Source organism: Aquimarina litoralis (genome assembly GCF_039523995.1).
GTDB lineage: Bacteria > Bacteroidota > Bacteroidia > Flavobacteriales > Flavobacteriaceae > Aquimarina > Aquimarina litoralis.
On the sequence record NZ_BAAAGE010000001.1, the window covers coordinates 2,087,426 to 2,099,818 of the forward strand.

General features: G+C 31.9%; 18 protein-coding genes. 13 read left to right on the forward strand and 5 right to left on the reverse strand.

Annotation, left to right across the window (positions count from 1 at the left end; all coding sequences use genetic code 11):
• Positions 1-38: 38 nt before the first annotated feature.
• Together ABD077_RS08490 and ABD077_RS08495 are read left to right on the forward strand one after the other, a co-directional pair.
• Complete coding sequence (locus ABD077_RS08490) at positions 39-455, forward strand: rhodanese-like domain-containing protein (RefSeq protein ID WP_343911893.1); 417 nt, start codon at positions 39-41, stop codon at positions 453-455.
• A gap of 49 nt (positions 456-504) precedes the next feature.
• On the forward strand, positions 505-1,149 hold the full coding sequence (locus tag ABD077_RS08495) for a Crp/Fnr family transcriptional regulator (protein WP_343911894.1): 645 nt from the start codon (positions 505-507) through the stop codon (positions 1,147-1,149).
• Here the strand turns inward: ABD077_RS08495 and ABD077_RS08500 are convergent, their stop codons facing one another.
• Entirely contained in the window at positions 1,150-1,755 is a 606-nt protein-coding gene (locus tag ABD077_RS08500) for a class I SAM-dependent methyltransferase (RefSeq protein WP_343911895.1), read from the reverse strand.
• Positions 1,756-1,981: 226 nt separating this feature from the next.
• Between ABD077_RS08500 and ABD077_RS08505 the strand changes: the two genes are divergently transcribed.
• The 4 genes from ABD077_RS08505 (at position 1,982) to ABD077_RS08520 (ending at position 3,843) form a co-directional block, all read left to right on the forward strand.
• Complete coding sequence (locus tag ABD077_RS08505; RefSeq protein WP_343911896.1) at positions 1,982-2,188, forward strand: YgaP family membrane protein; 207 nt, start codon at positions 1,982-1,984, stop codon at positions 2,186-2,188.
• 136 nt (positions 2,189-2,324) lie between these two features.
• Positions 2,325-2,798: a methyltransferase family protein gene (locus ABD077_RS08510; RefSeq protein ID WP_343911897.1), complete on the forward strand. Its 474-nt coding sequence runs from the start codon at positions 2,325-2,327 to the stop codon at positions 2,796-2,798.
• A 68-nt stretch (positions 2,799-2,866) separates the two neighbouring features.
• Positions 2,867-3,427 (forward strand): YeeE/YedE family protein, encoded by a 561-nt coding sequence (locus tag ABD077_RS08515; protein ID WP_343911898.1) that lies wholly within the window; start codon positions 2,867-2,869, stop codon positions 3,425-3,427.
• Between the two features lie 2 nt (positions 3,428-3,429).
• Positions 3,430-3,843, forward strand: coding sequence for a DUF6691 family protein (locus ABD077_RS08520; RefSeq protein WP_343911899.1), 414 nt, complete (start codon positions 3,430-3,432; stop codon positions 3,841-3,843).
• Between the two features lie 97 nt (positions 3,844-3,940).
• Here ABD077_RS08520 and ABD077_RS08525 read toward each other — a convergent pair whose 3' ends face one another.
• Positions 3,941-4,087, reverse strand: a complete 147-nt coding sequence (locus tag ABD077_RS08525) for a hypothetical protein (protein WP_219006587.1) — start codon at positions 4,085-4,087, stop codon at positions 3,941-3,943.
• Between the two features lie 921 nt (positions 4,088-5,008).
• Between ABD077_RS08525 and trxA the strand changes: the two genes are divergently transcribed.
• From trxA to ABD077_RS08560, 7 genes are all read left to right on the forward strand, one after another.
• The gene (gene trxA, locus ABD077_RS08530) at positions 5,009-5,308 is read left to right on the forward strand and encodes a thioredoxin (RefSeq protein ID WP_343911900.1); all 300 of its coding nucleotides are present in this window, start codon (positions 5,009-5,011) and stop codon (positions 5,306-5,308) included.
• A gap of 13 nt (positions 5,309-5,321) precedes the next feature.
• Positions 5,322-5,594: an acylphosphatase gene (locus ABD077_RS08535; protein WP_343911901.1), complete on the forward strand. Its 273-nt coding sequence runs from the start codon at positions 5,322-5,324 to the stop codon at positions 5,592-5,594.
• A gap of 168 nt (positions 5,595-5,762) precedes the next feature.
• Positions 5,763-6,638, forward strand: a complete 876-nt coding sequence (locus ABD077_RS08540; RefSeq protein ID WP_343911902.1) for a sterol desaturase family protein — start codon at positions 5,763-5,765, stop codon at positions 6,636-6,638.
• An 18-nt stretch (positions 6,639-6,656) separates the two neighbouring features.
• Positions 6,657-6,842, forward strand: a complete 186-nt coding sequence (locus ABD077_RS08545; RefSeq protein ID WP_299895710.1) for a hypothetical protein — start codon at positions 6,657-6,659, stop codon at positions 6,840-6,842.
• 74 nt (positions 6,843-6,916) lie between these two features.
• On the forward strand, positions 6,917-8,302 hold the full coding sequence (locus ABD077_RS08550; protein WP_343911903.1) for an MBL fold metallo-hydrolase: 1,386 nt from the start codon (positions 6,917-6,919) through the stop codon (positions 8,300-8,302).
• Positions 8,303-8,502: 200 nt separating this feature from the next.
• Positions 8,503-9,309: a zinc-dependent peptidase gene (locus ABD077_RS08555; protein ID WP_343911904.1), complete on the forward strand. Its 807-nt coding sequence runs from the start codon at positions 8,503-8,505 to the stop codon at positions 9,307-9,309.
• 140 nt (positions 9,310-9,449) lie between these two features.
• Positions 9,450-10,154 carry a Bax inhibitor-1/YccA family protein gene (locus ABD077_RS08560; RefSeq protein ID WP_299895717.1) on the forward strand — a complete coding sequence of 235 codons (705 nt, stop codon included), beginning with the start codon at positions 9,450-9,452 and terminating at the stop codon, positions 10,152-10,154.
• A 102-nt stretch (positions 10,155-10,256) separates the two neighbouring features.
• Here ABD077_RS08560 and ABD077_RS08565 read toward each other — a convergent pair whose 3' ends face one another.
• From ABD077_RS08565 to ABD077_RS08575, 3 genes are read right to left on the reverse strand one after another with little or no spacing between them, the layout of a single operon-like run.
• On the reverse strand, positions 10,257-11,231 hold the full coding sequence (locus tag ABD077_RS08565; protein ID WP_343911905.1) for a YpdA family putative bacillithiol disulfide reductase: 975 nt from the start codon (positions 11,229-11,231) through the stop codon (positions 10,257-10,259).
• Positions 11,231-11,890 carry a ribulose-phosphate 3-epimerase gene (gene rpe, locus ABD077_RS08570; RefSeq protein WP_343911906.1) on the reverse strand — a complete coding sequence of 220 codons (660 nt, stop codon included), beginning with the start codon at positions 11,888-11,890 and terminating at the stop codon, positions 11,231-11,233. Before rpe ends, ABD077_RS08565 begins: the two co-directional genes overlap by 1 nt.
• Before the next feature lie 42 nt (positions 11,891-11,932).
• Entirely contained in the window at positions 11,933-12,349 is a 417-nt protein-coding gene (locus ABD077_RS08575) for a BLUF domain-containing protein (protein WP_343911907.1), read from the reverse strand.
• Positions 12,350-12,393: the final 44 nt, after the last annotated feature.

Here is a 12,393-nt window from a genome sequence, read left to right on the forward strand (position 1 = left end):
TTTAGCCAAATACGGTTCAAGAAGTTTTAATAACGATTATGATAAGAATATTAAGTTTTCTATTGCTATTGTATGTTTCTACATCTTGTGCACAACAAAATGCAAGCAATACAGGAGAAGATTCTAATCCTATACACTCGGAAAAAGTTGTGGTTATAGATATATCTGTAATACAAAAAGAAGTGCTAGGAAAAAATGTACAGTTTATAGATATCCGTACTCCCAAAGAGTATCAAGAGGGTTTTATAGATGATGCTGTAAATATTAGTTTTTCGGATAAAGAAAATTTCGCATCTAAATTTGAAAACTTAAATAAGAACGAGCCGGTTTATATCTATTGTTATTCTGGCTGGCGAAGTCACCGGGCGGCTAAATTATTGGCTACTTTGGGTTTTGAAAAAGTTTATGATTTTAAAGGAGGGTATAAGGCTTGGACCGAAAACACAAAAAGATAATCTTAGCTTGATAGTGAAGGAATTATTACCTTAGTAAAAAACCAACAGATTGATTTCAGAAGCGATAGATAGGTGTTTTCCGAGACTGGCCACAATGCCAGAATTAAAAGCAGAACTCGTTAAAATCAGTCAGCTTCATAGATTCGAAGCTGGTACCGTTATCTTAAAACAAGGATCATACATAAAAGTGATCCCATTACTTATTTCTGGTTTAGCTAAAGTGTTTAAAGAAGAACCAGAAGAAGGCAATGAAGTTTTACTGTACTATATTAAACCCGGAGAAAGCTGTGTGATGTCTGTTACTACATTAGTCAAAAACCAAACTAGCCAGGTAAAAGCAGTCATCGAAGAGGATTCCGAAGTAGTCATCATTCCGGCGGAGCAAGCACTTGCAATTGCCAAGAAGTATCCGAAATGGAATGAATTTATTTATGATCTTTTTAATTTGAAGTTCGAAGAATTATTACAAGTGATTGAGATACTTACTTTTTCCAAAAAGGATAAACGATTGCTGGAGTACTTAAAGAAAGAGGCGAAATTAAAAGACCGCAGGATATTGCATACTACGCATCAACAAATCGCTTATGATTTAGGATCCTCGAGAGAGGTAATATCCAGATTACTCAAAAAACTAGAACAAGAAGGTTTTATTCACCTAAAACAAGGAGCAATAGAAATAGTTGATAACACTTAATTAAGAAGGATCTTTTTGTAGAATCAATGTCGACATAGATCTAAGGTCGTGCACATTTGTGGACTTTAATGGCTCTAAGAAAGACAACGAGTGTTTTTTCATAAGATTTGACAATATTTCCCTAGTTAGTAAAAAACGATAAGATTCATCGCCTAAAAGGTAGACTCCATCGTTTACGGGAGTTATTTTATCTTCTATTCCAATATTAGAAGTCATACGAATAAATAGTGTTCCAAAAGGTTTCAGTACTCTTATGAGCTCAGAGAACATAGCTTCGAAATGTGTCATATCAGATGCAAAATGAAGAACAGCACTGCAAATGATATGATCGAAGTAATCATTTTTAAACTTTAGTTGTTCTAAAGCGCAAACCTCCATTTTTCTACTCCATTTTGGATACACACTTTTTATATAATCAATCGATTCTATTTCTTTATCTACGGCGTATAAATTGTATTCATTATTGTAAAACCAATGCAAGTTTCTTCCGCTTCCACATCCTGCATCTAATATCTTATCGGTTTTATGATATCGTTCTTTAAGTATTTGATCCAATAAGTAAATATCAATATTTCCTAAGGTGGTTTGTAATTTTTGGACAGCCATTATAAAATAGTTTGTGTTGTAACAATTGTCACAGCTTTTGTGTTTCTGCTTTTCTAAGTTTGTAATGTAAATATGAATAAAAAAATAGAAATATAATCATAACTAGAGAATACATGAAGTTACATAAGGGAGTAAAACTTTTGATAGTTTGTGTTTTATGTATAAGCATTATTACAATAGTTACACTTCTAATAGAATTTCTAAACGCTCATTAAAATATAATACTATGAAAAAGAATATGGGAAATACAGATAGGATCGTAAGGTTTATAGTTGCAATAGCAATTGCATTACTGTATTATTTTGGAATACTTCAAGGTACATTAGCCTATGTTTTATTAGCATTTGGCGGAATACTTTTAGTAACTGGTTTTGTAAGTATTTGTCCGTTATATTCAATCGTTGGACTTAATACTTGCAAGGTGAAGAACTAAGCTTAACGTTCTGATTATTAACTTAGAAATCTGACTTTTCTCTGGGAAGTCAGATTTCTTTTTATATAGAAGTATTAGTTTTTATATAGAAATTAGTGTAAGTTGATTGTATTAAAAGCACTCAAAAACTGCATTCATGAAATTGGATTATAAGGATTTTGTATATGTTATTATTCAAGGGATATTGTTTGTATGCTATCTCTTAAATCCTAAAGTGATCAATTTCGATTGTGCATCTTTATTATATATGTTAGGACTTTTATTACTTGGTATTGGGATGGTTATTATTGTATATGCCTTATTTCAGCTTCGAGAAAGTTTATCTCCTTTTCCTTCGCCCAGAGCAGATGCAAAATTTATTCAAACAGGGCTTTACAAATTTATTAGACATCCAATTTATACAGGAATATTATGTGTGGTATTTGGTTATGCGGTATTTACTTGTTCTTCATTTAAAGTAATAATATCTTTTAGTATCTACATACTTTTTCATTTTAAAGCAAAGTATGAAGAAAAGAAATTAACCATCTTTTTTTCTGAATATGCAGATTATCAAAAGACTACAGGGAGATTTTTGCCGAAAATATCCACATTTTTAGCTGAAAAATAGTGTAATGTAACAATAGTTACTGACTTTCCTTTTTTAAATCCAGTAGTTTGTAGAGAAAATAAAATTGCATGAATTGGATACAACAACCTTGGCCATGGTATGTTGCAGGACCATTAATTGCACTAGTGATGATTTTATTGCTAATGCTTGATAAAAAAATGGGAATGTCATCTAACCTTCGAACACTCTGCGCTATTTGCGGAGCTGGAAAGACAACGAGTTTTTTTAGATTTAATTGGAAAGCGCAGCGATGGAATCTAGTTGTTGCTTTGGGAATGGTATTGGGAGGTTTTATTGGAGAAAATTTACTTTCTGAAGATCCAACGGTCCATATAGCGTCTAATGCAATTACAGAAGACTTAAAAGAAATGGGTTTTAGTGATGTTGATAATGCTTACGCACCAGATAAATTATATGCTGATAATGTATTCAATGATCCAATAATATTACTAATTCTGATAATAGGTGGTTTATTGGTTGGTTTTGGAGCTAGATATGCTGGAGGATGTACCTCTGGTCATGCGATTTCGGGATTAAGCGATTTGCAGTTACCTTCTTTAATAGCCGTTATAGGATTCTTTATAGGTGGTTTACTAATGGTTCATCTTATATTCCCATTAATATTTTAGATATGAGAACAGTAATTTATTTAGGTGTCGGAATTTTATTTGGGATTGTTCTTTTTAAATCAGAAGCAGCCTCATGGTTTAGAATTTACGAAATGTTCCAGTTTGGATCTTTTCATATGTATGGAATTATTGGTTCTGCAGTTGTCATCGGTAGTGTTTTTATCCAATTCGCGAAAAAAGGAAAGGTAACATCCTTCTCTGGAAATAAAATCAACATGATTCCAAAAGAAAGAGGATTTTATAGATATCTATTAGGAGGAATAATTTTTGGCTTGGGTTGGGCTTTAGCTGGAGCTTGTCCAGGTCCTTTATTTGTTTTGGCTGGAGCTGGTTATGTACCTATTGTCATTGTAATAATAGCATCAATATTAGGGACATTTTTGTACGGATTGTTAAGAGATAAATTACCACATTAATTTAGAGTAATTGATAAGAAGAAAATATTAAAGTCGTTGCTATGAAAGAGAAGGGCTGAATTTTAAATTAATTTTTAAGATTCAGCCCTTTAAATGATCATTCTGTTTGATACGTATATCTCTTATTTCCGGTAATAATATTTCCTTCATAATCGTAAAATTGTGTTATATAATTTACGAATCGATTGTATTGTGGAGTAGCACTATTTCGGGATCGATTCCTTATGTTTTGTAATGTTCTCATGATGATTAGATTTTTGATTGATAATTGATTTTATAATTACCTATAACGCCTTTTGGCATTCCAGATATTTCCTTTTGTACTTTTTAATTTGTTCGAAATTTGATTGTTGTCTAAAGTTCTCATGATGTTGATTTTTTTGATTGATGAATAATTGATTTGATTGTTTATCTGTAGCGTCTTTTAGCATTCCAGATATTTCCTTTTGTACTTTTTAATTTGTTCGAAATTTGATTGCTGTCTAAAGTTCTCATGATGTTGATTTTTTTTGATTGATGAATAATTGATTTGATTGTTTATCTGTAACGTCTTTTAGCATTCCAGATGTTTCCTTTTGTACTCTTTAATTTGTTCGAAATTTGATTGCTGTCTAAAGTTCTCATGATGTTGATTTTTTTTGATTGATGAATAATTGATTTGATTGTTTATCTGTAGCGTCTTTTAGCATTCCAGATGTTTCCTTTAGTATTTTTTAATTTGTTCGAAATTTGATTGCTGTCTAAAGTTCTCATGATGTTGATTTTTTTTGATTGATGAATAATTGATTTGATTGTTTACCTGTAACGTCTTTTAGCATTCCAGATGTTTCCTTTAGTGTTTTTTAATTTTTTCGAAATTTGATTGTTGTCTAAAGTTCTCATAATTGATATTGTTTTGAATTGTTATATACTTACTAGACAACGAAACTTCATTTTTGTTACAGTACTATGTATAAAAAGGTACTATTTTAACACTTTTTAACCAAAATACAGGTCTTTTCAGACGTTTTTTAGAAATAAATTAGATGTTTCTTTGAAAAAAGAGCTACTTTTCCTCAATAACAATAATTATATATGAAATAAGCCATAACAATAAGATGATACCCACAGATATGATTAGATGGCGATTCCATCTGACCATAAAAAACAATAAAATTATAGACAGATGAAAGATAATTTTAGTAATATAATTAATTCAACCACTCCTGTTCTGATCGACTTTTATGCAGATTGGTGTGGTCCATGTAAAATGTTAGCTCCTATATTAAAGGAAGTAAAGGAGGAATTAGGAGATTCTATTAAAATTGTAAAAATAGATGTGGACAAAAACCAAACTTTAGCAGCAAAATATCAGGTGAGAGGAGTTCCAACAATGTTACTCTTTAAAGATGGTAAGCAACTTTGGAGACAATCTGGAGTATTGCAAAAGCAAAATATTATTTCAATAGTCAATTCTTATACATAATACTAGTAGTGATATGATTAAGCATTATAATATTATTGTAAAAGGTAAAGTACAAGGAGTTTGGTATCGCAAAAGCACTTTGGAAAAAGCGCAAGAATTAGGAATAAAAGGAATTGTAAAAAATTTACCTAATGGAGATGTGTATATTGAAGCCGAAGGAGATGAAGGTCAGTTATCACAGTTGTTGGCATGGTGTGCGGATGGTCCGGAATTTGCAAAAGTTACCAATGTGAATAAAGAGGAGGCACCAGTACTTTCTTTTAAAGAGTTTCAAATACAATATTAAAGCAAGCTGTGTCTTAGTTGTTTTTGGATTGTAACTTTTGTTACTGAAATCAAAGTTCTCCTTTTATACATTTACCGTTCTAAAAACTAATTCTTCATATAGTGTATGAAAGGAATCATTTACTCGACATATGATAAGGTAAGCGGTTTTCTTTAGTAAATTTGTATTATGGATAAATATGTGAATGTATTTATTGATGCGTTTAAAAATAGTCTTCAATGGACTTGGAACTCAATTCTTTTTGAAGTTCCTTGGTATACCAACTATTTCTGGGGATTAATAGCTATTTCATTATTAGTTTGGAGTTTGGAATTGTTATTTCCATGGAGGAAAGACCAAGAAGTTTTTAGAAAAGATTTTTGGTTGGATGGATTCTATATGTTTTTCAACTTTTTTGTGTTTTCTATTGTAATAAGTGGGGTTTATGAATTGTTGAGTTTATTTTTTAACAACTTAGGAATATCACATCAAAGTCTCACGATTTTGAATATATCAGACTTACCGAAATGGTTGCAGTTGCTCGTATTTTTTATTATTCTAGACTTTGTACAATGGTTTACACATGTATTATTACATAAGTTTTCTTTCTTTTGGCGATTTCATAAAATACATCATTCTGTAAAGGAAATGGGGTTTGCCGCACATCTTAGATACCATTGGATGGAAAACATATTATACAAACCTCTTAAAACTATTGGAGTCATGATTTTAGGAGGGTTTGAACCAGAACAAGCTTATATAGTGCACTTTTTGGCAATTGCTATAGGACATTTTAATCACGCGAATATTAAGATTACTTGGGGACCACTTAAGTATATTTTAAATAATCCAGTGATGCATTTATATCATCATGCGTATGTGTTGCCTAAAAATTCTTTTGGAGTAAATTTTGGAATTAGTTTAAGTCTTTGGGATTATATCTTTAAGACAAATTATATTCCAGAGGATAGCGGAACTGTTAAGATAGGTTTTCCGGGAGACGAAAATGTACCTAAAAGTTTTTTAGGACAGTTACTATATGGTTTTAAATACCCCAAAAAATAGGGTTTATCCTACTATAAGATGAAAGAAAAAGTACAGAAAAAAGCTTCTTCAAATACTGTTTATGGATTAGGTATTATTGGTGCTTTGATCTATTATATTAGTCATGCAACAAGTTTTTGGATGGGTTTATTAGGTGTGGTGAAAGCAATAGTATGGCCTGCTTTTCTTGTATATGAATTACTGAAATTTCTTGGTGCTTCATAAATGGGAGTAATAGCTTGTGGTATCTTTAATTAATTATAAATTTGAAAAATTTTTGATATTTATTTCTGAGAAAAATGAGAATTGAACAAATGTATACCGGTTGCCTTGCACAAGGAGCATATTATATAGAAAGTAATGGAGAAGTGGCAATAATTGATCCACTGAGAGAAATAAAACCATATATAGACAAATCAAAGGCTGATAATGCCGAGATCAAATATATTTTCGAAACACATTTTCATGCGGATTTTGTGAGTGGACATCTTACACTTTCTAAGGAATCTAAGGCTCCAATTGTATATGGACCCAATGCGCATACTTCTTTTGATGCAATCATTGCAGAAGATGGTCAGGAATTCAAAATAGGAGATGTAACTATTGTGTCCTTGCACACTCCAGGACATACCTTAGAGAGTACTACCTATTTATTAAAAGATCCAGAAGGAAAAGATCATGCTATTTTTAGTGGAGACACCTTGTTTTTGGGTGATGTAGGGAGACCTGATCTGGCGCAAAAAGCAGCAAATATGACCCAAGAACAGTTGGCAGAGATGTTATTTGATAGCTTGCGTACCAAAATAATGCCACTAGGAGATGATGTTATTGTGTACCCAGCTCATGGCGCAGGTTCAGCATGTGGTAAAAACATGAGTTCGGAAACTGTAGGAACCTTAGGAGTGCAGAAGCAAACCAATTATGCGTTGAGATCTGATATGACCAAAGAAGAGTTTGTAAAAGAAGTTACAGATGGTTTATTACCGCCTCCATCTTATTTTCCACTTAATGTGAAAATGAATAAAGAAGGATATGATGATATACAGGTAGTATTAAACCGCGGAACCCAAAAGTTAGATCCAGATACTTTTGAGCAAATAGCAAATGAGACTGGAGCAGTAATTCTAGACGTAAGGCATCAGAATGATTTTGTTAAAGGGCATATTCCTAGATCAATTTTTATCGGTATAGATGGTGGTTTTGCACCATGGGTGGGAGCATTGATAGGAGATGTGAAACAACCCATACTCTTAGTTACTCCAGAAGGTAGAGAAGAGGAAACGGTCACTAGATTATCCAGAGTTGGCTTTGATCATACATTAGGATGTTTAGAAGGCGGTTTTGAAACTTGGGTACAAGCCGGAAAAGAAACCGATCAATTAGATTCTATTACTGCAGATACATTTAAAAATAAACTTACCGAAAACACACCTGTTTTCGATGTACGTAAACAATCTGAGTTTTCTGGGGGACATATACCAAAAGCTTCAAATACTCCTTTGAGTATGATTAATGATTACTTAATGGATTTTCCAAAAGATGAAACCTTTTATGTGCATTGCGCAGGTGGTTATCGTTCGGTGATTGCAGCGTCTATTTTAAAAAGTAGAGGGATTCATAATCTGGTAGATGTGGCAGGTGGGTATAAATCCATCAAAGAAGTAGGAATTAATACCACCAAATAGTTAGATTTAAAGACCTTATTTGTAGGTTTTCTTTCATACTATTCGTTAAGGTTTAGCGTTTTAGTTACTGATTTAACAGATTTTTTATTTCAAAACCTTTATTATTGTAACTTAATAAACCTACTTTTAGCTTTTTGAATCTTTATTTTTTATACATTATTTCCCTTCAGGAACAACCTGAACCTGGGATACCGAAATTTTTGGCTGTAATACTAGCCATGACTATTGTTGCTATATGTCTTTATTATATCTCAAGATATCTCGAAACCGTATATGCAAATAAATATAAGAAGCCTTTCTTCGTACATTTTTACATTACTCCTAAAAAATTACCCAAGCACTTGGTGCCCTTTTTGGCTACTAACTCATTGTATAATAGACTAGATAAACAGAAAAAAAATTTTTTTGAACATCGTGTAGTTCGGTTTTTAGAAACGACAAAGTTTGTAGGAAGAGAAGGGGTGATTGTAGATGATGAAAAACGTATGCAAATTACGTTATTGGTGATTCAGATGACTTTTGGGATGCGTAATTATTTACTAGAATACGTAGAGACTATTATCTTATATCCATCTTCGTATTATTCTATTCTAAACAAAACAGAGAACAAAGGAGAATTTAATCCAAGATCTAAAGCTTTAGTGCTGTCTTGGGAGCATTTTAATCTTGGAAATTTAGATCAGGATGATGGTATCAATTTAGGAATTCATGAAATAACGCATGCGATTCATTATTGTTCCCTAAAAAGTAATAATATAAGTTCAGAAATATTTCATGATACTTTTCTGGAGTTGGAAGATCATTTATCCTCAGTTACGTTAAGGAATAAGATTATAGATAGTAAATTACTAAGAGAATATGCATTTACGGATAAATTTGAGTTTATCGCTGTGTTGGTTGAGGTCTTTATGGAATCTCCTGATAAGTTAAGAGATCAATTTCCTGATATCTATCTATATGTAAGCAGGATGCTCAATTTCCGTTATTTTGAAACTCAGATTAATTAATTTATATGTTACTTTTTAAGTGACCTATCAGTTAAATGTAAAAAAAAGAAGAAATCAGGGTAACATTTTGCGCTATATTGACACTTATGTTTAACGATAAAAAGTATCTTAGTACGTATAACAAATTAAAAAAATAAAAAATGGAAGAATTTCAGCAAGTAGCTCCAGTAGTAAGTTCTCTTACTGACGAAAAAAGAGTGGCTTTTTACAAAAAGACATATACGCATCTAGCGATGGCAGTATTATTATTTGTAATTGTAGAATGGGTGTTTTTTCAGATAGAGCCATTAGTGAATTTTGCCTTTTCTATGACACAGGGATGGAGATGGTTATTAATGTTAGGAGGGTTTATGCTGGCAACTAATTACGCGGAAAGAATGGCGCATAAAACTCATGATATTAATAAGCAATACTTAGGTCTTGTATTATACGTGGTTGCAGAAGCGTTTATTTTTATTCCTTTAATTGGGATAGCTATGATGATTGCTGAGAGTGGTGGTGCTAATATATTAAATCAAGCAGCTATTCTTACGTTAGCATTGTTTACTGGTTTGTCTGGTGTCGTACTCCTGACAAAAAAAGATTTCTCTTTTCTTAGATCTATGTTAACAATAGGTTTTTTTATTGCCCTTGGTTTAATTGTAGCGGGAATGTTATTTGGTTTTAATCTTGGTTTATGGTTTAGTGTTGGGATGGTAGTTTTAGCTTCGGGATCAATTTTATACCAAACCTCTAATATGGTTCATAAATACTCAGAAGATCAATATGTAGGTGCTTCATTAGGTTTGTTTGCATCATTAATGTTATTATTCTGGTATATTCTAAGTATCTTATCTAATGACTAACAGCTAAGATTAGATAAAATAAAACATTAAAAAGCGGGAGTTTATATAAAAACTCCCGCTTTTTATTATAGCGAAATTTTGTTCTTTTTCTAGTAGAAACCTTTAAGACTCTTGTTTAGTAGTAACAATGTGGTTTAAGATAGTTTTTGCATGTATTCTAGAGTTTTCAATAAACCAAACATGTGTATCCATTCCACCGCAAATCACTCCGGCCAAATAAAGACCATTGATGTTAGACTCCATAGTCTTTTCATCATACTGCGGATACTTCTTTTTGTCATCCGAAAGTTCAATACCGATGTTTTCTAAAAACTCAAAATTTGGCATGTATCCAGTTAATGCCAATACATAATCATTTTCTATTGAGATTTCTCCATCAGGTATTGTAATGATCAGTTTATCCGAATGTATTTCTTTTATATTCGCGTTGTAAAAGGCTTGAATGCTTCCTTCTTTGATTCGGTTTTCGATATCAGGTCGTACCCAATATTTCACACGTTTTCCAATTTCTGGAGATCGAACTATCATGGTAACATCTGCCCCTTTGCGATAACATTCCAAAGCGGCATCCACTGCAGAATTACTAGCACCAATAACTGCTAATTTTTGCTTTGCAAAAAAATGAGGGTCCTTATAATAGTGAGATACTTTGGGTAGTTCTTCACCAGGAACATTGATCTTATTTGGAATATCATAAAATCCTGTGGCAACTATAATGTAATTAGCTGTATACGTATCCTTTTCCGTTTGGATATGGAAAAGATTTCCTTCTTTTTTAGCAGAATATACTTTTTCGAATAAGTTTATAGTAAGATTATTAGAAGTAACAATTCTTCGATAATATTCTAGAGCTTCATTTCTTTTTGGCTTTGCTTCATTGCTTATAAAAGGAATATTATCAATTTCCAATTTTTCTGAAGAAGAGAAAAATTGCATATTAACAGGGTAGTTAAAAAGAGAATTAACAATTGGACCTTTTTCTATAATGAGGTAATCTACACCCTTTTTCTGAGCTTCTAGACCACAAGCAATACCTATTGGACCACCACCGATTATAATAAGCTCAATGTGTTTCATTACCCGATGATCTCTTTTAGTCCTTTTACAGTTTCAATAGGGTTTTCACTCTTAAAAACGTAGCTACCAGCAACCAATACATCTGCTCCAGCATCAACTAATTGCTTTGCGTTTTTGTTAGTAACTCCACCATCAATTTCGATCATAGTACTGGCGTTATTACGAACAATTATTTCTTTAAGCTGTTGTACCTTTTTATAAGTGTTTTCTATAAAAGATTGACCTCCAAAACCTGGATTTACACTCATAATACAAACTAAATCAATATCGTTGATCGTATCTTCTAATAAACTTACATTGGTATGTGGATTGATCGCAACTCCTGCTTTCATACCTTCTGCCTTTATTGCCTGCAATGTTCTATGAAGGTGTGTACAAGCTTCGTAATGAACGGTTAAAATATTACTACCCAAATCTGCAAACGTTTTAATATACCTGTCTGGATCTACGATCATTAAATGAACATCAATAGTTTTTGTTGCATGTTTTACGATATCTCTTAGTACCGGCATACCAAAGGAAATGTTAGGTACAAAAACCCCATCCATGATGTCTATATGAAACCAATCAGCATCACTGTTGTTTATCATTTCAACGTCTCTTTGTAGATTAGCAAAATCCGCAGCTAATACAGAAGGGGCAATTAATTTAGAAGCCATATTTAGTAAAATTTGCTGCAAAAATACTATTTAAGTTTAAAACTATGAGAGCTTCATAAATTTATTCGCGATGTAAGATATATTTTTAAAGTTTTTTGGATTATAACTCTTTTCAGATTCTAGAAAACGTTCCAGTTCTAAATAATCTTTCTCTTTATTTACGACGGTATAGGAATTCTCAAAAGTTTTAAAACATCGAACCTCTGTAGACCGATCAAATATTTTAATAATATCAAAATGTCTAATATCACGAACTATCTTTTGATATAAATTTTTAATAGTTGTTACTTCTCCTTCGATAATTTGAAAGAAATTTTGTTCAGAATACATCAAAATTCCTGTAATTCCTAAGTCATTATTTTTCAGTTTTGTAGTATTTAATAATTCGTTTATTTCATGATCAGAAAGCTCGGAGCAAGTGCTAACATAAGATATGGTATGGTAAATAGGTTTTTTCATATAACTTAAAGTTATAATTTTGAAAGGGAATTTTCCTGCAAAAA

Coding starts and splice junctions, on each gene's coding strand:
- ABD077_RS08545 (WP_299895710.1), top strand. CDS start 6,657: ATGAAAGAAAAAGTACAGAAAAAAGCTTCTTCAAATACTGTTTATGGA.
- trxA (WP_343911900.1), top strand. CDS start 5,009: ATGAAAGATAATTTTAGTAATATAATTAATTCAACCACTCCTGTTCTG.
- ABD077_RS08550 (WP_343911903.1), top strand. CDS start 6,917: ATGAGAATTGAACAAATGTATACCGGTTGCCTTGCACAAGGAGCATAT.
- ABD077_RS08510 (WP_343911897.1), top strand. CDS start 2,325: ATGAAATTGGATTATAAGGATTTTGTATATGTTATTATTCAAGGGATA.
- ABD077_RS08540 (WP_343911902.1), top strand. CDS start 5,763: ATGGATAAATATGTGAATGTATTTATTGATGCGTTTAAAAATAGTCTT.
- ABD077_RS08565 (WP_343911905.1), bottom strand. CDS start 11,231: ATGAAACACATTGAGCTTATTATAATCGGTGGTGGTCCAATAGGTATT.
- ABD077_RS08525 (WP_219006587.1), bottom strand. CDS start 4,087: ATGAGAACATTACAAAACATAAGGAATCGATCCCGAAATAGTGCTACT.
- ABD077_RS08515 (WP_343911898.1), top strand. CDS start 2,867: ATGAATTGGATACAACAACCTTGGCCATGGTATGTTGCAGGACCATTA.
- ABD077_RS08535 (WP_343911901.1), top strand. CDS start 5,322: ATGATTAAGCATTATAATATTATTGTAAAAGGTAAAGTACAAGGAGTT.
- ABD077_RS08560 (WP_299895717.1), top strand. CDS start 9,450: ATGGAAGAATTTCAGCAAGTAGCTCCAGTAGTAAGTTCTCTTACTGAC.
- ABD077_RS08520 (WP_343911899.1), top strand. CDS start 3,430: ATGAGAACAGTAATTTATTTAGGTGTCGGAATTTTATTTGGGATTGTT.
- ABD077_RS08500 (WP_343911895.1), bottom strand. CDS start 1,755: ATGGCTGTCCAAAAATTACAAACCACCTTAGGAAATATTGATATTTAC.
- ABD077_RS08575 (WP_343911907.1), bottom strand. CDS start 12,349: ATGAAAAAACCTATTTACCATACCATATCTTATGTTAGCACTTGCTCC.
- ABD077_RS08505 (WP_343911896.1), top strand. CDS start 1,982: ATGAAAAAGAATATGGGAAATACAGATAGGATCGTAAGGTTTATAGTT.
- rpe (WP_343911906.1), bottom strand. CDS start 11,890: ATGGCTTCTAAATTAATTGCCCCTTCTGTATTAGCTGCGGATTTTGCT.
- ABD077_RS08490 (WP_343911893.1), top strand. CDS start 39: ATGATAAGAATATTAAGTTTTCTATTGCTATTGTATGTTTCTACATCT.